We start from the raw sequence: 18,752 nt of genomic DNA, 5'->3' as shown, positions 1-18,752 counted from the left end.
GCCGCTTGACGGGCATGCAATAATTATATTAGGCAGGTTTTCCGGAATTTTTCCAAAAAACCGCCCTTATATATAGTGTGTTACCGCCGTGCCGTTTACCTGCGCGTGTTTGCGCGCCCCTTTCGAGATCCTGCTGACTATGACAAAAACCCTCATCATTGCCGAGAAGCCATCCGTCGCGAACGATATCGCGAAGACGCTCGGCGGCTTCACCAAGCACGATGAGTACTTTGAATCCGAAGAATACGTCCTGTCATCAGCCGTCGGTCATCTGGTTGAAATCGCCGTGCCGGAAGAATTCGACGTCAAGCGCGGCAAATGGACCTTCACGCACCTGCCGATGATTCCCCCGCACTTTGCGCTCAACCCGATCGCCAAGACCGAATCGCGGCTGAAAGTGCTGAACAAGCTGATCAAGCGCAAGGACGTTACCGCCCTGATCAACGCATGTGACGCCGGGCGCGAAGGCGAACTGATTTTCCGCCTGATCGCGCAATATTCGAAAGCCAAGCAGCCGATCAAGCGCTTGTGGCTGCAGTCGATGACGCCGGCCGCCATCCGTGAAGCGTTCAAGAACCTGCGCAGCGACGAAGACATGCTGCCGCTGGCTGACGCTGCACGCAGCCGCAGCGAAGCCGACTGGCTGATCGGCATCAACGGCACGCGCGCGATGACTGCCTTCAACTCGAAGGAAGGCGGCTTCTACCTGACCACCGTCGGCCGTGTGCAGACGCCGACGTTGTCGATCGTGGTTGAGCGCGAAGAGAAGATCAAGAAATTCGTGCCGCGTGACTACTGGGAAGTGCGCGCCGAATTCGTTTGCGCCGCCGGCATTTATCAAGGCCGCTGGCTCGACACCAAGTTCAAGAAGGATGAAACCGATCCGGAAAAACGCGCCGAGCGCCTGTGGAGCAAGGCCGCCGCAGAATCCATCGTCGCGGCCTGCCGCGGCAAGGTCGGCAACGTTACCGAGGAATCGAAACCGACCACCTCGATGGCACCGGGCCTGTTCGACCTGACCAGCCTGCAACGCGAAGCCAATGCACGCTTCGGCTTCTCTGCGAAGAACACGCTGGGACTTGCGCAGGCACTGTATGAAAAACACAAGGTGCTGACCTATCCACGTACCGATTCGCGCCACCTGCCGGAAGACTATCTGCCAACCGTGCTGGAAACGCTGGAAGTCGTTGCCGAGAACAACAACTATCACCAGTTCGCCAAGCAGATCGTCAAAAACAACTGGGTCAAGCCGAACAAGCGCATTTTCGACAACACGAAAATCAGCGATCACTTTGCAATCATTCCGACTACGCAGGCGCCGAAGAACCTGTCCGAGCCGGAACAGAAGTTGTACGACCTCGTGACGCGCCGCTTCATGGCGATCTTCTTCCCTGCTGCAGAATTCCAGGTCACGACTCGCTTCACCGAAGTGTCCGGCCACCAGTTCAAGACCGAAGGCAAGGTGCTGACCAATCCGGGCTGGCTCGCCGTTTATGGCAAGGAAGTCATCGACGAGAAGGATCCGGAAAACAGCGGCACGCTGGTGCCGGTCGCCAAAGGCGAGAAGGTGCAAACCGAATCGATCGTCGGCAACGCTCTCGTTACCAAACCGCCTGCGCGCTATTCGGAAGCCACGCTGCTGTCCGCAATGGAAGGCGCCGGCAAGTTGATCGACGATGGCGAACTGCGCGATGCGATGGCCGGCAAGGGCCTCGGCACACCAGCCACACGCGCCGCGATCATCGAAGGCCTGCTGACCGAAAAATATCTGCTGCGCGAAGGTCGCGAACTGATGCCGACTGCCAAGGCATTCCAGTTGATGACGCTGCTGCGCGGCCTCGGCGTGAATGAATTGACCGCACCGGAGCTGACCGGCGAATGGGAATACAAGCTGTCGCAAATCGAACGCGGCAACATCAGCCGGGAAGAATTCATGCGCGAGATCGCGCAGATGGCGCAGATCATCGTCAAGCGCGCGAAGGAATACGACAATGACACGATTCCCGGCGATTACGCCACGCTGAAGACGCCATGCCCGAACTGCGGCAGCGTTGTGAAGGAAAACTATCGTCGCTTCGCCTGTACCAAGTGCGACTTCTCGATGAGCAAGACACCGGGCAGCCGCCAGTTCGAAGTCGCTGAAGTCGAGGAACTGCTGGCCAACCGCACCATCGGACCGCTGCAGGGTTTCCGTTCAAAGATGGGTCGTCCATTCGCTGCCGTGCTTAAGATCGTGCGCGACGAAGAGATCAAGAACTTCAAACTGGAATTCGATTTCGGCCAGAACGATGACGAAAATGCGGAGCCGGTGGATTTCAGCGAGCAGACGCCAATCGGTCCATGCCCGAAATGCAGCGGCAACGTCTATGAACAACCGCTGTCCTACATTTGCGAAAACTCGGTCGCCAAACCGAAGACCTGTGACTTCCGCAGCGGCCGCATCATTCTTCAGCAGGAAATCCTGCCGGAACAGATGCGCAAGTTGCTGAACGACGGTCGCACCGATCTGCTCCCCGGATTCATCTCGCAACGCACGCGCCGCGCTTTCAAGGCCTATCTGGTCAAGGGCAAGGACGGCAAGGTCAGCTTTGAGTTCGAGCCGCGCAAGGAGAAGGTTCCGGCAAAAGGCAAGGCCGCAGCCAATGCAGACGAAGCGCCGGCGGAAGAAAAAACAGTCGCTCCTGCAAAGAAGGTCGCTGCCAAAGCTGTGAAAAAAACGGCAACCAAAAAAGCACCGGCCAAAAAAGCTGCTGCGAAAAAAACGGCCAAAGCTGCATAACGAGAATGCGGTCTTGCCGACCGCATTCTCTCGGCTATCTGCAACGATCAATTCCAGATGGATTATTCGCGTCAATCAATCGGCAAACTGTTTCGCGGACCGCTATTGCACACCCCGCAAGGCATTGTGCTTTTGATTTCGATTGCAATCTACCTGCTCGGTGCTGCACTCTTTGCCTTTTTCGATGTTCCTACGCCTTTTGATTGGCCGGTGGATAAAAGCGTAACCGTTTTCATCATATGGCCGTTCATGCTTTTCATGTTGTTCATCAAGCAGAATCTTCCCGAATTTTTGCCGTCGCGATCCGGAGCAATCTGGCAAGCCTTTTATGCGATCGCCCCCTTCGTGTTTATCTCGCTCGGGAAGCTGTCTTCCGTCGACTGAAGATCACAACAGACTGATTCTCTCCAGCGCCAGCAAGAATTGTTTGCGCTCCACACCTCCCGCATAACCTGTAATCGCACCGGATGAACCGATCACGCGGTGGCAGGGCACAATGATCGAGACCGGATTCTTCCCGATTGCCGAGCCCACCGCACGCAACGCTTTCGGGTTGCCGAGTTTCTGCGCGTGCTGCGCATAGCTGACGCTTTTCCCGAAAGGGATATTGGCCAGTTCGTCCCAGACGGAACGCTGGAACGACGTGCCCGACAAGTCGAGTGCGACGTCGAACGCGGTGCGTTTGCCCGTGAAATACTCATCCAGTTGCTGCACCGTTTTCGCCAAATGACCGGCCGCAGGCGACTGCGCCGCCGGTTTTATCCAGCCGTCTTTTCCCTTGAAATGTTTGTGCTCTTCGAAATAGATACCGCATATGCCGTTGTCGGTCGATGCGATCAGCAACGTGCCGACCGGGCTTTGATGTTCGATATAGGAAATCATGATGTGCTCCTCGTCCATTACTCAACCAAGCGAATGCCATAACAGCAGCGCCGCATAACCACGCCACGGCGACCAGTGCATGGCACGCGCCAGCAATTGTTTTTCCGTCAGGCGCCTGATGCCGTTCGTTGCGTCCGGCATTTCAATCGCCGCCTTCTGCAGGCCCAGATCGCCGGCAGGAAATGCATCCGTATAACGCAATGCCCGCATCGCAATATATTGCGCGGTCCATTCGCCGATGCCGCGCACGCTTTTCAGATCGGCGACGACGTCATGTAACGCGGTTCCCGGCCTCGGTTGCAAACCACCCTGCACCGCAAACTGCGCCAGATTGCGAATGGCTTCTGCACGTGTTGCCGGCATGCCGATCGCGGCAATCGCTGTCACATCCTCCTGCGCCAGCCGCGTCGACGTCGGAAAGTGATGCGTCACGCCGACGAACGGTGTTGCCGCTGCATCGCCAAAATGCGTAACCATGCGACCGGACAGGGTTGTCGCACCTGCCACACTGACCTGCTGTCCGAGTACGGCACGCGTTGCCAGCTCGAATACATCGAATGCGCCAGGTACTCGCAGGCCGGGCGATTTTTCGAGTTGTGCCGCGAGGAGCGGATCGTCCGCCAGGTGCGTGGCGATCACTTCCGGATTCGCGTCCAGATCGAACTGGTTGCGTACCCGTGCAACCAGAGGCATCAATACATGCGCAAGCGAAGCGGAAAGCGACAGTTCGATCTGATTGCGAACCGGCAAATGACGAACGCCGAGCCAGCCGATTGCATCGCCCAACCGAATGCTGCGCATATAACAAGGTTCCTCCGTGCGATCCTGTGCGACGACTTCCACACCCGGAATCGCACGCCCCGCGAGATACCGCAGCATCTCGGTCCAGGCGAACGGCGGACGATAGGCCAGTCGCAACGTGATCGCATCGAGCCCATGATGCGACGGCGTTTCCACCGCGCGCCGAATCGCCGTCGGCGCCATGCCATAACGCGCGAGAAACAAGGCATTGAAGCGCCGTATGCTGCCGAAACCAGCCGCATAAGCAACATCGCTCATCGGCAGATGCGTTTCCTGTAACAACTTTTTCGCAAACAACAGGCGTTGCGTCTGCGCGAGTTCAATTGGCGTCACACCGAAATGCTGCAGCAAGACGCGACGCAATTGTCGCGACGACAGGCCAACCTCTTTCGATAATCTCTCGGTATCGCCATCGTTCAGCGCACCGGCCGCGATGCGCTGCCACACCGCATGCGCAAGATTTTGCTGCAACGCATAGGGCGCAAGTTCGGGACGGCAACGCAGGCATGGGCGAAAACCCGCCGCTTCCGCCGCCGCCGCCGTGCTGAAGAACACACATGAGGATTCGCGCGGTGTCTTGACGCCGCACACCGGACGACAATAAATACCGGTCGTTTTGACACCTGTGAAAAACACGCCGTCGAAACGCGCATCCTTCGCCGCCAGCGCGCGATAACAGCTCGCCGCCGTCAGCGCTGTGCCTTGTCCGTCGATGACAATATTCGTGTCCATGCCAACGTTATACGCGCCGGGTTGACGAGCGTCTAGCCGTTTTCGGACACAGCAGGAACGACGAAAAAAGAAATGGGAAAGTGAGTCGCGATGGATCTGGCGACGTCAGGGAACGGCTCTACAGACAACGTTATCGATGATATTGCGCATGGCGTTGCGCCAGCCGATTCCAGATTGCCTGTCGACCGGAATCGTCGACTGCACACCATTCAGCAATCTCGTTGATGTTGCGAAAACAACCTTCGCACAAAGACGTTTTCGGATCGATGCGGCAAATACCGATGCACGGCGACGGCAATGGCGCAGCGGGTGCGTTCAGATCGATGCGTTCGAGCAATTGTGTGAACGCAGTGGGATCAATTTTCTTTTTGCGCATCAGATCTTGCAGTCATAGCGAGACGAAGACGCATGATAACGCACGCAAAAACGAATCGAGTGACCGACATGAAGCCCGACGCTGTCTATGATGCGAGAAGTCAAACGCCACAGCCGAACGCCGCATCCCCTTTCCGCCGGTCCGTCAGCCGTGACGCGGCGCAAACAGAATGATGCCCATACCAAGCAGCGTCACGCCGACGCCCAGCACATCCCACATCGATGGCCGTACACCATCGACCAGCCACAACCACGCCAGCGCCACCGACACATAGACGCCACCGTAAGCCGCGTACACGCGACCGCTGGCATCCGGATGCATCGTCAGCAGCCAGGCAAACAATGCCAGACTCGCGGCCGCAGGAATCAGCAGCCACACCGAACCGCCATGCCGCAGCCACAGATACGGCAGATAGCAGCCGACGATTTCCGCAACGGCGGTCAAGATATACAGCGCGATGGTTTTTACTTCAGGCATGACATCTGATCCTTTTGACAAAAGACGGACAGGCGATCGGTCCGCATCATTGGCTGTTTTCGCCGACCGGTCAATCTCTTATTTGGCGACTCGAGCGGCGAGATGTAAGTGTCGCGTAAGAAAACGTAGTCGATGAAAAAATTTTCAATGCGAACGAAAAAATTCGTCGCACCAGTTTGAGAGAAAAAATCACGCAGCATATCGCCTGATCACGTCTATCCGATGTGTTTTCCATCCTTCCCCATCATCGTTCCACGCGAATGATTGTCATGATGTTTAATTCATCGGTACATTCCGTTTTCCCTCTGAAAAAGCGCATCGCACTCCTCGAATGTGGCACACGTTTGCACCACCTTCCTTTCGAAGATCCGACCATCGAGGTATCGCCGATACGCTTCTCGTTACACGACTAGAAGCGAACGATTGCGTGTAATTTTGGGCTATTGTTTTCTTAACGAAAACTTGACAAGCTGTGGCGAAAGCGCATTCTTACCGCTGTCAGTAATACCGTCATTCGCAGTCTTACTGATCAGGTGCAAGTCAGTGTTGTTTTCCAAAATTATAATAGGAGATCCACGATGAAGCCGAACAAGAAATCCCCCGCGCCGTCCTCCCCATCCATCACATCCCGCCGTAAATTCCTGGGGTCCGCCGCCACCGGCGGTGTCGCTGCCGCCATGAGCCTGCCGATGATTGCTACCGCGCAGACGGTGACGCAAATGCGGTTTCAAAGCACGTGGCCGAGCAAGGACATCTTCCATGAATACGCGCTCGATTTCGCCAAGAAGGTCAATGACATGACCGGCGGCGAACTGAAGATTGAAGTGCTGCCGGCCGGCGCGGTGGTTCCCGCATTCGGACTGCTGGATGCCATATCGAAAGGCACGCTCGACGGCGGACACGGCGTGATGGGCTACAACTACGGCAAACAAAGTGCGATCGCCTTGTGGACCTCCGGCCCGGTGTTCGGCATGGATGCAAACATGGTACTGGCCTGGCACAAGTATGGCGGTGGCAAGGAACTTCTCGAAAAACTGTACACATCGATCGGCGCAAATGTCGTGTCCTTCCTGTCTGGCCCGATGCCGACACAACCGCTCGGCTGGTTCAAGAAGCCGATTACCAAAACGGACGATCTGAAAGGATTGAAATTCCGCACCAATGGCCTGGCCATCGATCTGTTCACCTCGATGGGTGCTGCGGTGAATGCATTGCCGGCCGGCGAGATCGTTCCGGCAATGGATCGCGGCCTGCTGGATGGCGCGGAGTTCAACAATGCCAGTTCCGATCGCACGCTCGGTTTTCCGGACGTCTCCAAGGTCTGCATGCTGCAAAGCTTCCATCAAAGTTCGGAGCAGTTCGAAATCAGTTTCAACAAGACCAAGTACAACGCGCTGCCGCCGAAAATGAAGGCCATCATCGCCAATGCCGTCGAAGCCGCATCTGCCGACATGTCATGGAAAGCCATCGATCGTTATTCGACCGATTACCGCGAGATGCAGACCAAGCAGGGTGTCAAGTTCTACAAGACGCCGGATTCCGTTCTGCAAACCCAGTTGAAAGTCTGGGATGAAGTGGTGGAGAAAAAAGGTGCCGACAACGCCTTGTTCAAGGAAGTCGAAAAATCCCAGCGAGCTTTCGCCGAACGCGCGATGAAATGGGACATGGATACCAACAACAATCGACGCATGGCCTACAACCACTACTTCATGAAGAGCACGAAAAAAACCTGACCGGCAATCGCACATTCGACCGCGCGCCATCCGGCATCGGCTGGCGCACCTGACAAGACGTCGTCTCACCTGCCCGCAGCGGCGACGTCTTTCATCATCGAATCGGAGGCCGCATGCGCCATCTTTTGCTTTTCGTCGACAGGATCAGCAGTCTGGTCGGTCAGGCATTCTCCTGGCTGATCGTTGCAATGACCTTTCTGATTTCGTGGGAAGTGTTCTCGCGTTATGTGCTCAATCATCCCAATCCGTGGTCATTCGACCTGATGATCATGATGTACGGCACCGCGTTCATGATGGCGGGTGCGTACACGCTGGCCAAGAACGGACATGTGCGCGGCGATGTGCTGTACGGCTTCTTTCCACCGCGCGTGCAGGCCGCGCTCGACCTGATCCTTTACTTCCTGTTCTTCATTCCCGGTGTCGTCGCGCTGGTCTGGGCCGGCTATACGTATGCCGCCGAATCGCTGGCGATCAACGAGCATTCGACATTGACCGCCAATGGCCCGCCGCTTTACCCGTTCAAGATGATCATCCCGATTTCCGGTGTGCTGCTGCTGTTGCAGGGCATGGTGGAAATCGTCCGCTGCGTCGTGTGCCTGCGTGACGGCGCATGGCCCTCGCGTGACAAGGATGTCGAAGAAGTCGACGTCGATGAACTCAAGAAAATGGTGCAGGCAGACGACCACGATGTCGCAAGCCAGAACGGGAGACAAGCATGAAAAAAGGCGTCTGGTTCGGATTGTCCATCCTCGCTGCCATCGTGATCGCATTGTTCGTGTTGATGCCGGCACCGGCCGACATCACCAACGGCCATCTCGGCCTGCTGATGCTGGCACTGGTGGTGGTCGCCATCATGCTCGGCTTTCCCACCGCGTTCACGCTGATGGGGATGGGCGTCATTTTTGCGTGGTTCGCTTTTCACAGTCGCGATCCGGATCTTGCCGTGCAGCAGACGCTGGACCTGATGGTGCAGCGCGCCTATTCGGTGATGGCAAACGACGTGCTGATTTCCGTCCCGCTGTTCATCTTCATGGGCTATCTGGTTGAACGCGCAAACCTGATCGAAAAACTGTTCAAGAGCCTGCACGTTGCCATGGCACGCGTGCCGGGATCGCTGGCCGTCGCCACGGTCGTGACCTGCGCGATATTTGCCACGGCAACCGGCATCGTCGGTGCCGTCGTCACGCTGATGGGATTGCTGGCGTTGCCGGCCATGCTGAAAGCGGGCTACAGCACGCAACTGTCCGCCGGGTCGATCACGGCCGGCGGTTGCCTCGGCATCCTGATTCCCCCTTCCGTACTGCTGATCGTGTACGGCGCGACCGCCGGTGTCTCGGTGGTCCAGCTTTATGCGGGCGCCTTCTTCCCCGGCCTGATGCTGACCGCGCTCTACATCGGCTACATCGTCCTGCTGGCCAAACTCAAACCGAAATTTGCGCCGCCGCTTTCTGAAGAAGAACGCCGTGTCGCCCTGCCTCCGCATGCAGAGATCGTTGCCGCCACGGTCAGCAATCGCGCCGTTCCGGGACTGTTGGGCGCGTTGAAAGGCAAGCGCAACGCCGATGTGCCGACCCGCACATTGCTGGCGCAACTCGGCATTGCGCTGCTGCCGGCACTGATGTTCGCGCTGATCATGGGCATCAGTTATCGGGTCGTCACCACGCCGGAGGCAAAGCCGACCGAGCTGGCTGAAATGGGATTCGGCAATACCGACAGCAGCGTCGACTATGGTGGCCTCGCCGAACCGCCGACGGAAAGCAGTTTCGGCGAGCCGCCGCTCGAAGAAGCCGCAAGTACCGAACCGGCTGCCAACTCCGGGCTGGCCGAACCTCCGGGCGCCGTCAAGGTTGCGCCGCCTGTATCGCCGCCGGCGGAACCTGCGTCGCCCGAGCGTTCGCCGGCACCGATGAATTACTGGATCGTCTTCGGCATCGGCTTCGCCGCGCTGCTTGCGTTCTATGCCTTCTTCACCTTTGCCCGGCTCGAAATCTTCAAGATGCTGCTGGGTTCGCTCTTCCCCCTTGCCTTCATGATTCTGGCCGTGCTGGGCAGCATCGTGTTCGGACTGGCGACGCCGACCGAAGCGGCCGCCATGGGCGCATTCGGCGGCATTCTGCTGGCCGGTGCGTACCGACGGCTCAATTTCTCGATGCTGAAGGAATCCGCGTATCTGGCCACCAAGACGAGTGCGATGGTGTGCTGGCTGTTCGTCGGCTCCAGCATTTTCTCGGCGGCGTTTGCCTTGCTGGGCGGACAGGAGATCATCAATGAATGGGTGCTGTCGCTCGACATGACGCCGCTGCAGTTCATGATCCTTGCGCAGATCATCATCTTCCTGCTCGGCTGGCCGCTGGAATGGACCGAGATCATCGTCATCTTCATGCCGATTTTCATTCCGCTGTTGGCGCACTTCAATGTCGATCCGCTGTTCTTCGGCTTGCTGGTCGCGATGAATCTGCAGACCGCGTTCCTGTCACCGCCGGTTGCGATGTCGGCGTTCTATCTGAAAGGCGTGGCGCCGCCGCATGTCACGCTGAACCAGATTTTCCTCGGCATGCTGCCTTTCATGGGCATTCAGGTCATCGCGCTGGTCCTGCTGTACGTGTTCCCTGAAATCGGTTTGTGGCTACCGAACGTCCTCTATAACTGATTGAAAAAAAGGGATGCGACGTTGCATCCCTTTTTTGCATCCCTTTTTTCCCGCCGGATCGTCAACGCGGCATTTCCAGTTCCCAACGCCACACCAGCTCGCCATCGACATCGGTGTGTTCATCGATGAACTGGAATCTGAACTTGCGCAGAATCGCAGTCGACGCATTTTCCTCAGGCTCCGTCTGTGCCACCACCACGATGCGCGGTTGCCTCGGTGATTGCGCGGCATGGGCGATTGTCAGCAGTTCGCGCACCATCTCGGTGGCGATACCCTGATTTTCGAATTTCGGAAACGTGAAAAAGCCGATCTCCACCGTTGCGACATCCTCGCCTTTCACCGGCGGTGATTTGAACGCGCACGCACCGACCAGCTTGCGTTCATGCACCGCGAGATAACCGATCCACGGCGCAACGAAACCTGTGGTGCGATACAACTCCGCTGTCGCCTTGCACACCTGCTTGACGTGCATGTCGAGACGGCCCGATACGTCGAGCGCCCGGCCTTGTTTGTCGATGGGAATCAGTTGAACGTGCATTAGTGAATACGCTTTGCAGCAATGGCATTGCCGGCGCGGCTGACAGCCGGCCGGCCAAGATGCCGTGAAATGAACTGGCCAGCGTCGACCACTTTATCGAAGTCAATGCCGGTCTCGATACCGAGGCCGCGCATCATGTACAGCACGTCTTCGGTCGCAATGTTGCCGGTCGCGCCTTTTGCATACGGACAGCCGCCGAGTCCCGCGACCGACGCATGATAGATCGTGATGCCGACTTCCAGGCTGGCATAGATATTCGCCAGTGCCTGACCGTAGGTGTCGTGAAAATGACCGGACAAACGCTCGATCGGAAATTCTGCAATCGCGCGTTGCATGATCGCTTGTACATGACGGGGCGTCGCCACGCCGATGGTGTCGGCAATATCGATCTCGTCGCAGCCCAGATCGCGTAAACGCTGCACGACATCGGCCACGCTGTCGCCGCTGACTTCGCCCTGGTACGGACAACCGAAGGCGCAGCTCAATGCGCCGCGCAGACGCAACTTGTTTTCCTTCGCAGCCTGCGCCACGTCGCGAAAACGTTCGATCGATTCCGCGATCGAACAGTTGATGTTTTTCTGCGAAAAGGCTTCCGACGCTGCCGCGAAGATCACGACTTCATCGACACCGGCAGCCAGCGCCGCATCGAAGCCCTTCATGTTGGGAACCAGCGCCGAATAAAGTGTGCCGTCACGCCGCTGAATGCCGGCCATGACCTCGGGCGACGTCGCCATCTGCGGCACCCATTTCGGCGAGACGAACGACGCCGCCTCGACATTGCGAAATCCCGCTTGCGACAGGCGATCGACCAGCGCGATCTTGACCTCGGCAGAGATGGTCTGCGGTTCGTTCTGCAGACCATCACGCGGACCGACTTCGATGATCTTGACGGCCGTTGGCAGGCTGTTTTGCAGCTTGGTTGGCAATGACGTATTTGCCATGATGAACCTCAATGAAAAACGGCCGGCGACATGGTCAGCCGGCCGCGGAACACTTGAACGAACTGCTTACGACGGCGTCACGTCGCAACGTGCATCGATTGCATTGTTGCGTGTATGCATGCCGAGTTTTTCCAGCAACGCCTGATCGGCATCCGCTTCCGGATTGCCGGTCGTCAGCAACTTGTCGCCGTAGAAAATCGAATTGGCGCCGGCGACGAAGCACAACGCCTGGATCGCTTCACCCATTTCGCGACGACCTGCGGACAGACGCACACGCGCCTTCGGCATCGTGATGCGCGCCACGGCGACGGTACGCACGAATTCCAGCGGATCGATCGGCTCCGTGCCGTGCAACGGCGTGCCTTCGACCTGCACCAGATTGTTGACCGGCACCGATTCCGGATACGGATCCATGTTGCACAACTGCGCCATCAGACCGGCGCGCTGCAGGCGCGATTCGCCCATGCCGACGATGCCGCCGCAGCAGACCTTGATGCCGACGCCGCGCACGCGTTCCAGCGTGTCCAGACGATTCTGGTAATCGCGTGTCGAGATGATGTTGTTGTAAAACTCCGGTGCAGTGTCCAGATTGTGGTTGTAGTAATCGAGGCCGGCGTCCTTCAGCTTTTCCGCCTGGCCTTCGCCGAGCATGCCGAGCGTGGCGCAGGTTTCCAGACCGAGCGCCTTCACTTCGCGCACCATCTCTTCGACTTTTTCCAGATCGCGATCTTTCGGTTCGCGCCATGCCGCGCCCATGCAGAAGCGCGTCGCGCCGTGCGCCTTCGCTTCGCGTGCAGCGGTCAGCACTTCTTCCAGCGGCAGGATTTTTTGTGCGGTCACGCCGGTGTCGTAGCGTGCAGCCTGCGGGCAGTAGCCGCAATCTTCCGGACAGCCGCCGGTCTTGATCGACAGCAGCGTCGCCAGTTCGACCTCGTTCGGATCGAAGTTTTCGCGATGCACGGTTTGTGCACGGAAGATCAGTTCGTTGAACGGCAGATTGAACAGCGCGAGCACGTCTTCAACAGGCCATTGCGTCGGGACGATGGGAGCAACTGCCTTGGCTGGTTGCTGGAACGTGATTGGTTGCGACGACATAAAAAAGCTCCTGACTAAAATTTCAACTTGCACGCTTGCCCGGCCAACCCGGCAAGCATGAAAAATCCAGATATCCGGCAGCGGCCGCCGGCAGCGGTGCAGCAAGACGCGGTACGCAGCCGAGCAATGGAGCCGGCAAGCGTTTCACCAGCGCATCGACATTGTCCTCGGCATACGCCATGCCGGCATCGACCGTGTTGGCGACCCAACCCGCCAGCGTCAAACCGCGCGCGGCGATCGCCTGCGCCGTCAACAACGCATGATTGATACAGCCCAAACGCAGCCCGACCACCATTATGACCGGCAAAGCCAATTGTTGCGCCAAATCGGCGGTATCCGCTTCATCGTTCAACGGCACGCAAAACCCGCCGACGCCTTCCACCACGACCGCATCCGACTGCGCTGCGATCTGCTCGTAAGTACGGCGAATATGCGCGATATCGATCGTTACGTTCTCCAACTTCGCCACGATGTGCGGCGCAGCCGGTTCATGCAGCAGGTACGGCACCGTCGATTCCATTGGCAAATCGACATTGGATTCCTGCCGTAATTGATCCGCGTCGTCATTGTGCCAGACCTCGCCGGAAGAAGACATGACCGAAGTCGCGCCGGCGGCGACCGGTTTCATGCCCGCGGTGCGCGCGCCGGTTTGTACCAGCGCATGGATCAGGGCGGACGAAATCAGCGTCTTGCCGATTTCGGTATCGGTTCCAGTGACGAAGCAGCGAAAAGATGCAGTCATGTTCAACCTTCCAGTGTATGCAGTGTATGTATCGCGGCAACCAGACGCGCCACATCGGCAGCCTCGTGCGCAGCAGAGAATGTCACGCGCAACCGCGCGGTACCAGCCGGCACGGTCGGCGGACGAATCGCCGGCACCCAGAAACCGGCATCGTACAGATTCGTTGCGACGCGCATCGCTTCGTCATTCGCACCGATCACGACCGGCTGGATCGCGGTGGCCGACGGCAACAACTGCCACCGCTGCACATGCAATTCGTCGCGGAACTGCGCAATCAGCTTGTTCAGGTTTGCACGCCGTACCGCGCCCTCTTCGCCTTCGATGATTTCCAGACTGGTCAGCAAGGCATGCGCTACCGCCGGGGGTGCAGCAGTCGTGTAAATGTAGGGACGTGCGCGTTGCACCAGCCATTCAATCACGCTCGCATGTGCGGCGACAAAGGCACCGGCGACACCGGCGGCCTTGCCCAGCGTGCCCATGTAAACCAGATTCGGCGAACGCAGATTGAAATGTTCGAGCACGCCGCGACCGTGGTCGCCAAGCACGCCGAAACCGTGCGCGTCATCGACGACCAACCAAGCGCCATGCTGTTCGCACAAGGCGAGCAATGCCTTCACCGGTGCCAGATCGCCGTCCATGCTGAACACGCTGTCGGTGACGACCAGTTTGGTTTCGGCCTTGCTGGCGGACAGCATTGCGGATAATTGTTCGACATCGCCATGCGGATAGATCCGCACCTGCGAACGCGACAGACGCGCGCCGTCGATCAGCGAAGCATGATTCAGGCTTTCGGAAAACAGTTCGGCATCCGCGCCGCCGAGCGCCGACAGCATCGCCAGGTTCGCCATGTAGCCGGTGCAGAAATACAGCGCGCGTGCGTTGTCGATCTGCGGCGCGACGAATTGCGCGAGCCGTTCTTCCAGTTCCGCATGCGCGCGCGAATGTCCGCTGATCAGATGCGATGCGCCGCTGCCCGCGCCGTAACGCGATGCACCTTCGCGCAATGCCTCGACGATGCGCGGATGCGCGGCCAGCCCCAGATAATCGTTGCTGCAGAACGCCAGCATGTCGCGTCCATCGACCTGCATGCGCGGTGCACACGCCGATTCGGCAATGCGACGACGACGACGCAGCGACTGCGCATCGAGTTGCTGCAGGCGTTGTTCCAGTCCGGCGATCAGATCGTGTTTGCTCATGCGCGAATGACCTGATCGAAAACGGTTTGCGTGCGCGATGCCAGCCCGGCGATTTCCTCGTCGTTCAGGATGTACGGCGGCATCAGGTAAACCGTGCGACCGATCGGACGCAGCAACAGTTCCTGTTGCAGCGCCTGACTGAAGAACCGACGCGAGAAAGTCGCTGCCGCTTCGGCATCGTCGATCACCGCATCGAACGCCCAGATCATGCCGCGCTGACGGAAGTGCGCGACCTGCGGATGCGCAGCAAGCGGCGCCAGCGCAGCGCTCATGCGTGCAGCACGCACGCGATTTGCCTCGATCACATTGTCTTCATCGAAAATCGCCAGCGTCGCCAGTGCGGCACGGCAGGCGAGCGGATTACCGGTATATGAATGCGAATGCAGAAAGCCGCGCGTGACGTCGGCATCGTAGAACGCCTGATAGATATCGTCGCGCGTCATCACCAGCGACAACGGCAGATAACCGCCGCTGATGCCTTTCGACAGACACAGAAAGTCCGGCCAGATCGCCGCCTGTTCGCACGCAAAAAAAGTACCGGTGCGACCGCAACCGACCGCGATTTCATCGGCGATCATGTGCACCTGATAACGGTCGCACAGCGCACGCACTTCCTTCAGATAAACCGGATCGTACATTGCCATGCCGGTCGCACATTGCACCAGCGGCTCGACGATGATGGCGGCGATTTTTCCTGCGCGCTGCTGCAACAAGGATTCGAATTCTGCCGCGGCACGACGGGCGACATCGGCGGTGCTTTCGCCATCCTGCGCCAGACGCGCATCGGGACTGGCGATCACATGCGCACGTTGCAGCATCGGACCGTACGCTTCGCGGAACAGCGACACATCCGTCACCGCCAGCGCGCCGACGGTTTCGCCGTGGTAGCTGCCTTTGAGGCAAACGAATTCCTGCTTGTCGCTCTTGCCGTGATTGCGCCACGCATGAAAACTCATCTTCAACGCGATCTCGACCGCCGATGCGCCGTCGGATGCATAGAAGCAGTGGCCGAGTTGATGATTAGTGCGCGCCGCAAGTTGTTCCGACAATTGCACCACCGGCTCGTGCGTAAAGCCGGCCAGCATCGCGTGCTCCAGCTTGTCGAGCTGATCCTTCAATGCGGCATTGATGCGCGGATTGGCGTGGCCGAACATGTTGACCCACCACGAACTGATCGCATCCAGATAGCGTTTGCCATCGGTGTCGTAAAGCCACGCGCCCTTGCCGTGCGTCACCGGAATCAGCGGCACCGTTTCATGATGCTGCATTTGCGTGCACGGATGCCAGACGCTGCGCAGACTGCGCGCGACCAGATCGTCCTGTCCGCTCGGGGAATGTTTTGTTGCGTCCAATGCCTTCAACCTTGTTGTGCCGTTGTGCGCCTGCTGCGCACACTCTGCTATTCGGGGAAAACGCCGTCGACGTAGAACCAGCGGCCGTCGCCACGGCGGCCGTCTTCGCGCACGAAGCGGCTGATTTCGTGCAGTCGGTGCGCGCGTCCCGCGCTCTTCGAACGGGCAACGAATTCGACGGTTGCCTCATCACCATTCGCCACATGCTTCTTCACATCGAGACCCAGCCACTTGATCGATGCATCGTGCGTCAGCTCGTTGGCCGAAGGCCGCGTGCTGCTGTGCCAGGTAGCGCTCACGTAATCCATCAGGCCCAGCACATACGCGCTGTAACGTGAACGCATCAACGCCTCGGCAGTCGGCGCGACAACGCCATCGTGAAACGGCTGGCAGCACTTTGCGTAATCGCCACCGCCGCATGGGCAGGCTGTTGCCGTCGTCCGGTTTTTCGTCATCTTCCTGCTTTCTTTTGCGGCCGCGCGGCCCCTGCAATGACACGGCAGGCGAACGTTTAAAATGGCAGCTTGTTCCGGCGGCTATTGTATCGCGCGACGGACATGCAAGCCCCACGCCGATGCGAGACCACCATGAACCTGCTTGAATCCCAACTCGATTACCCGTTCGGTGACGCCATCCCGGACGCCGGCACCCTGTTCGACGTCGCGCCCGGCATCAAATGGCTGCGCATGGGACTGCCGTTCGCACTCAACCACATCAACCTGTGGCTGCTGGAAGACGAGATCGAAACCGACAAAGGAATACAGCGCGGCTGGACCGTCATCGACTGCGGCATCGCCAACGACGCCACGCGCGCCGCCTGGGAACAGATTTTCGCCACGCAACTGAACGCGCTGCCAATCGTCCGTGTCGTCTGCACGCACTGCCATCCCGACCACGTCGGGCTCGCCGACTGGATCTGCCAGCGCTGGAACGTGCCGCTGTGGATGACGACCGGCGAATACGGATTCGCCCGCATGATGTCCGCCGCGCTGCCGGGTTCGGACGGCACTTCGATGTTCCCCTTCTTCAAACTGCACGGCCTCGCCGATCCGCAGATGCTGAAGGAACTCGAAGGCCGCCGCAGCTATTACCCGACGCTGGTGCCGAACGTGCCGCAATCGTACGTGCGACTGCACGACGAACAGAACGTCCGCATCGGCAAACGCAACTGGCGCATCATCACCGGCTTCGGCCATTCGCCGGAACATGCGGCGTTGTACTGCGACGAACTGAACGTGCTGATCTCCGGCGACATGGTGCTGCCGCGCATTTCGACCAACGTGTCCGTCTTCGCCATCGAACCGGAATCGAATCCGGTGCAACAGTTTCTCGATTCGTTATTCAAGTACAAGGACTTGCCAGCCGATACGCTGGTGATGCCGTCACACGGCAAACCGTTCCGTGGTCTGCATACGCGCATTCAGCAACTGTTCGATCACCACGAAGCGCGATTGAAGGAAGTGCTAGAAGCCTGCGTGACGCCGCAATCAGCGACCGATATTCTGCCGATCATGTTCAAGCGGCCGCTGGATGCGCATCAGTTGTCGTTTGCCATGGGAGAAGCGCTGGCGCATTTGCACAAGCTTTGGATGGATGGAAAATTGAAACGTAATATTTATAGTGACGACGTCATTCGCTTTGATTTGAATTAGAAGTCATAGCGTATTTGTTCTAGGTATTTGCAAATCCTTTACGCGCCCACCTTCTATCCAACGGATCAGATCTAAAACGGAATGTCGTCATCAAGATCGGCGATGATGTCGTCTAGCACTTCAGTTACGCCTAAAGCTTTTTCTTTTACAAAATTTAAAAGTTCTTGGAATGATTCCCAAGCTTCCTTAGTTGCTTGATCATTAGCTGAATATGAAACCGTATTCGGAACGGAACCAAATAAGCGAGAGCGCATAACGTCTTCTAAAGATCCATCGTTTTTTGCGTACAAAGACAGAACTACGTCAGAATTTACCTCGCAAATTGACCACTTATGCTTTTTATCGTATTGAAAAAAGAATTCTTCCTGTTGCTCAAATACCGGGTCAATTTTATTCGCGTTTATTAACATCGCGTTCACTGCCGTAACAATCCTACTCATTTTTTCCCCACAATCTGATCCATACTGGCGATGTTTGCATGTTTGATCGTCTCTCTTAATTCGCTTACCAATAGTCTTTTAACCGGCTCCGTTAACTTCTTCTTTAATGCCTTAGAAATTTTTTCAACAATTTCAGAAAAATGAGGTTGAAGACTTTTATTTCCATTTATCTGCCCGAGTATGTCATTCATAACATTTATTATCTCTTCATGCTGTTCCGCATCAGCGGTCTTCAGATTATTCAACGCATCAAGTTTTTCTTTTAATTCGGTAAGTGTGAGCTGAGTTGAATAATTTAAAAGCAGAGTAAGAATTGAAGAGATTTGGTTGCGTTTGCAAACAAATAGATAAATTGCAATGCCCGAA

19 protein-coding genes are annotated in these 18,752 nt (G+C 57.5%); 6 read left to right on the top strand and 13 right to left on the bottom strand.

Annotated elements, in window-relative coordinates; genetic code table 11:
• Window positions 1-139: 139 nt before the first annotated feature.
• Window positions 140-2,779, top strand: a complete 2,640-nt coding sequence (locus VN114_RS07270; RefSeq protein WP_325513470.1) for a DNA topoisomerase III — start codon at window positions 140-142, stop codon at window positions 2,777-2,779.
• A gap of 57 nt (window positions 2,780-2,836) precedes the next feature.
• Entirely contained in the window at window positions 2,837-3,163 is a 327-nt protein-coding gene (locus VN114_RS07265; RefSeq protein ID WP_325513468.1) for a hypothetical protein, read from the top strand.
• A 3-nt stretch (window positions 3,164-3,166) separates the two neighbouring features.
• On the opposite strand, the gene VN114_RS07260 is transcribed toward VN114_RS07265, so the two are convergent.
• The 4 genes from VN114_RS07260 to VN114_RS07245 all read right to left on the bottom strand — a co-directional run bounded on the left by VN114_RS07260 (window position 3,167) and on the right by VN114_RS07245 (window position 6,047).
• Window positions 3,167-3,661: a methylated-DNA--[protein]-cysteine S-methyltransferase gene (locus VN114_RS07260; protein ID WP_325513466.1), complete on the bottom strand. Its 495-nt coding sequence runs from the start codon at window positions 3,659-3,661 to the stop codon at window positions 3,167-3,169.
• Window positions 3,662-3,682: 21 nt separating this feature from the next.
• On the bottom strand, window positions 3,683-5,194 hold the full coding sequence (locus VN114_RS07255; RefSeq protein WP_325513464.1) for an AlkA N-terminal domain-containing protein: 1,512 nt from the start codon (window positions 5,192-5,194) through the stop codon (window positions 3,683-3,685).
• A gap of 130 nt (window positions 5,195-5,324) precedes the next feature.
• Window positions 5,325-5,570 carry a DUF1289 domain-containing protein gene (locus VN114_RS07250; RefSeq protein WP_325513462.1) on the bottom strand — a complete coding sequence of 82 codons (246 nt, stop codon included), beginning with the start codon at window positions 5,568-5,570 and terminating at the stop codon, window positions 5,325-5,327.
• Between the two features lie 144 nt (window positions 5,571-5,714).
• Window positions 5,715-6,047, bottom strand: coding sequence for a YnfA family protein (locus VN114_RS07245; protein WP_325513460.1), 333 nt, complete (start codon window positions 6,045-6,047; stop codon window positions 5,715-5,717).
• A 578-nt stretch (window positions 6,048-6,625) separates the two neighbouring features.
• Here VN114_RS07245 and VN114_RS07240 point away from each other — a divergent pair.
• The 3 genes from VN114_RS07240 (at window position 6,626) to VN114_RS07230 (ending at window position 10,430) form a co-directional block, all read left to right on the top strand.
• Window positions 6,626-7,780: a twin-arginine translocation signal domain-containing protein gene (locus tag VN114_RS07240; protein ID WP_325513458.1), complete on the top strand. Its 1,155-nt coding sequence runs from the start codon at window positions 6,626-6,628 to the stop codon at window positions 7,778-7,780.
• Window positions 7,781-7,893: 113 nt separating this feature from the next.
• Window positions 7,894-8,499 carry a TRAP transporter small permease subunit gene (locus tag VN114_RS07235; RefSeq protein ID WP_325513456.1) on the top strand — a complete coding sequence of 202 codons (606 nt, stop codon included), beginning with the start codon at window positions 7,894-7,896 and terminating at the stop codon, window positions 8,497-8,499.
• Window positions 8,496-10,430 carry a TRAP transporter large permease subunit gene (locus VN114_RS07230; protein ID WP_325513454.1) on the top strand — a complete coding sequence of 645 codons (1,935 nt, stop codon included), beginning with the start codon at window positions 8,496-8,498 and terminating at the stop codon, window positions 10,428-10,430. The genes VN114_RS07235 and VN114_RS07230 overlap by 4 nt, the downstream gene beginning before the upstream one ends.
• A gap of 61 nt (window positions 10,431-10,491) precedes the next feature.
• Here the strand turns inward: VN114_RS07230 and VN114_RS07225 are convergent, their stop codons facing one another.
• From VN114_RS07225 to VN114_RS07195, 7 genes are all read right to left on the bottom strand, one after another.
• Window positions 10,492-10,968 (bottom strand): GNAT family N-acetyltransferase, encoded by a 477-nt coding sequence (locus VN114_RS07225; protein ID WP_325513452.1) that lies wholly within the window; start codon window positions 10,966-10,968, stop codon window positions 10,492-10,494.
• On the bottom strand, window positions 10,968-11,909 hold the full coding sequence (locus VN114_RS07220; protein ID WP_325513450.1) for a hydroxymethylglutaryl-CoA lyase: 942 nt from the start codon (window positions 11,907-11,909) through the stop codon (window positions 10,968-10,970). The genes VN114_RS07225 and VN114_RS07220 overlap by 1 nt, the downstream gene beginning before the upstream one ends.
• Window positions 11,910-11,975: 66 nt before the next feature.
• On the bottom strand, window positions 11,976-13,004 hold the full coding sequence (gene bioB, locus VN114_RS07215; protein ID WP_325513448.1) for a biotin synthase BioB: 1,029 nt from the start codon (window positions 13,002-13,004) through the stop codon (window positions 11,976-11,978).
• A gap of 22 nt (window positions 13,005-13,026) precedes the next feature.
• On the bottom strand, window positions 13,027-13,746 hold the full coding sequence (bioD, locus tag VN114_RS07210) for a dethiobiotin synthase (protein ID WP_325513446.1): 720 nt from the start codon (window positions 13,744-13,746) through the stop codon (window positions 13,027-13,029).
• A 2-nt stretch (window positions 13,747-13,748) separates the two neighbouring features.
• Entirely contained in the window at window positions 13,749-14,942 is a 1,194-nt protein-coding gene (bioF, locus tag VN114_RS07205) for an 8-amino-7-oxononanoate synthase (protein WP_325513445.1), read from the bottom strand.
• Window positions 14,939-16,294 carry an adenosylmethionine--8-amino-7-oxononanoate transaminase gene (gene bioA / locus VN114_RS07200; protein ID WP_325513444.1) on the bottom strand — a complete coding sequence of 452 codons (1,356 nt, stop codon included), beginning with the start codon at window positions 16,292-16,294 and terminating at the stop codon, window positions 14,939-14,941. The genes bioF and bioA overlap by 4 nt, the downstream gene beginning before the upstream one ends.
• Window positions 16,295-16,341: 47 nt before the next feature.
• The gene (locus tag VN114_RS07195; protein ID WP_325513442.1) at window positions 16,342-16,749 is read right to left on the bottom strand and encodes a YchJ family protein; all 408 of its coding nucleotides are present in this window, start codon (window positions 16,747-16,749) and stop codon (window positions 16,342-16,344) included.
• Between the two features lie 132 nt (window positions 16,750-16,881).
• Between VN114_RS07195 and VN114_RS07190 the strand changes: the two genes are divergently transcribed.
• Window positions 16,882-17,946, top strand: coding sequence for an MBL fold metallo-hydrolase (locus VN114_RS07190; protein ID WP_325513440.1), 1,065 nt, complete (start codon window positions 16,882-16,884; stop codon window positions 17,944-17,946).
• A gap of 71 nt (window positions 17,947-18,017) precedes the next feature.
• Here VN114_RS07190 and VN114_RS07185 read toward each other — a convergent pair whose 3' ends face one another.
• Complete coding sequence (locus VN114_RS07185) at window positions 18,018-18,386, bottom strand: hypothetical protein (protein WP_325513438.1); 369 nt, start codon at window positions 18,384-18,386, stop codon at window positions 18,018-18,020.
• Window positions 18,383-18,752: hypothetical protein (locus tag VN114_RS07180; RefSeq protein ID WP_325513437.1), on the bottom strand; the 370-nt coding region annotated here is incomplete at its 5' end. The genes VN114_RS07185 and VN114_RS07180, both read right to left, overlap by 4 nt.

Source organism: Oxalicibacterium sp. (assembly GCF_035565035.1).
GTDB lineage: Bacteria > Pseudomonadota > Gammaproteobacteria > Burkholderiales > Burkholderiaceae_D > Oxalicibacterium.
Note: the sequence above shows the minus strand (reverse complement) of the source record. Positions and strands in the feature narration are given on the sequence as shown.

Bases quoted from the DNA above. Each gene is read 5' to 3' on its own strand.
- VN114_RS07270 (WP_325513470.1), top strand. From the start codon at position 140: ATGACAAAAACCCTCATCATTGCCGAGAAGCCATCCGTCGCGAACGAT.
- VN114_RS07265 (WP_325513468.1), top strand. From the start codon at position 2,837: ATGGATTATTCGCGTCAATCAATCGGCAAACTGTTTCGCGGACCGCTA.
- VN114_RS07260 (WP_325513466.1), bottom strand. From the start codon at position 3,661: ATGATTTCCTATATCGAACATCAAAGCCCGGTCGGCACGTTGCTGATC.
- VN114_RS07255 (WP_325513464.1), bottom strand. From the start codon at position 5,194: ATGGACACGAATATTGTCATCGACGGACAAGGCACAGCGCTGACGGCG.
- VN114_RS07250 (WP_325513462.1), bottom strand. From the start codon at position 5,570: ATGCGCAAAAAGAAAATTGATCCCACTGCGTTCACACAATTGCTCGAA.
- VN114_RS07245 (WP_325513460.1), bottom strand. From the start codon at position 6,047: ATGCCTGAAGTAAAAACCATCGCGCTGTATATCTTGACCGCCGTTGCG.
- VN114_RS07240 (WP_325513458.1), top strand. From the start codon at position 6,626: ATGAAGCCGAACAAGAAATCCCCCGCGCCGTCCTCCCCATCCATCACA.
- VN114_RS07235 (WP_325513456.1), top strand. From the start codon at position 7,894: ATGCGCCATCTTTTGCTTTTCGTCGACAGGATCAGCAGTCTGGTCGGT.
- VN114_RS07230 (WP_325513454.1), top strand. From the start codon at position 8,496: ATGAAAAAAGGCGTCTGGTTCGGATTGTCCATCCTCGCTGCCATCGTG.
- VN114_RS07225 (WP_325513452.1), bottom strand. From the start codon at position 10,968: ATGCACGTTCAACTGATTCCCATCGACAAACAAGGCCGGGCGCTCGAC.
- VN114_RS07220 (WP_325513450.1), bottom strand. From the start codon at position 11,909: ATGGCAAATACGTCATTGCCAACCAAGCTGCAAAACAGCCTGCCAACG.
- bioB (WP_325513448.1), bottom strand. From the start codon at position 13,004: ATGTCGTCGCAACCAATCACGTTCCAGCAACCAGCCAAGGCAGTTGCT.
- bioD (WP_325513446.1), bottom strand. From the start codon at position 13,746: ATGACTGCATCTTTTCGCTGCTTCGTCACTGGAACCGATACCGAAATC.
- bioF (WP_325513445.1), bottom strand. From the start codon at position 14,942: ATGAGCAAACACGATCTGATCGCCGGACTGGAACAACGCCTGCAGCAA.
- VN114_RS07195 (WP_325513442.1), bottom strand. From the start codon at position 16,749: ATGACGAAAAACCGGACGACGGCAACAGCCTGCCCATGCGGCGGTGGC.
- VN114_RS07190 (WP_325513440.1), top strand. From the start codon at position 16,882: ATGAACCTGCTTGAATCCCAACTCGATTACCCGTTCGGTGACGCCATC.
- VN114_RS07185 (WP_325513438.1), bottom strand. From the start codon at position 18,386: ATGAGTAGGATTGTTACGGCAGTGAACGCGATGTTAATAAACGCGAAT.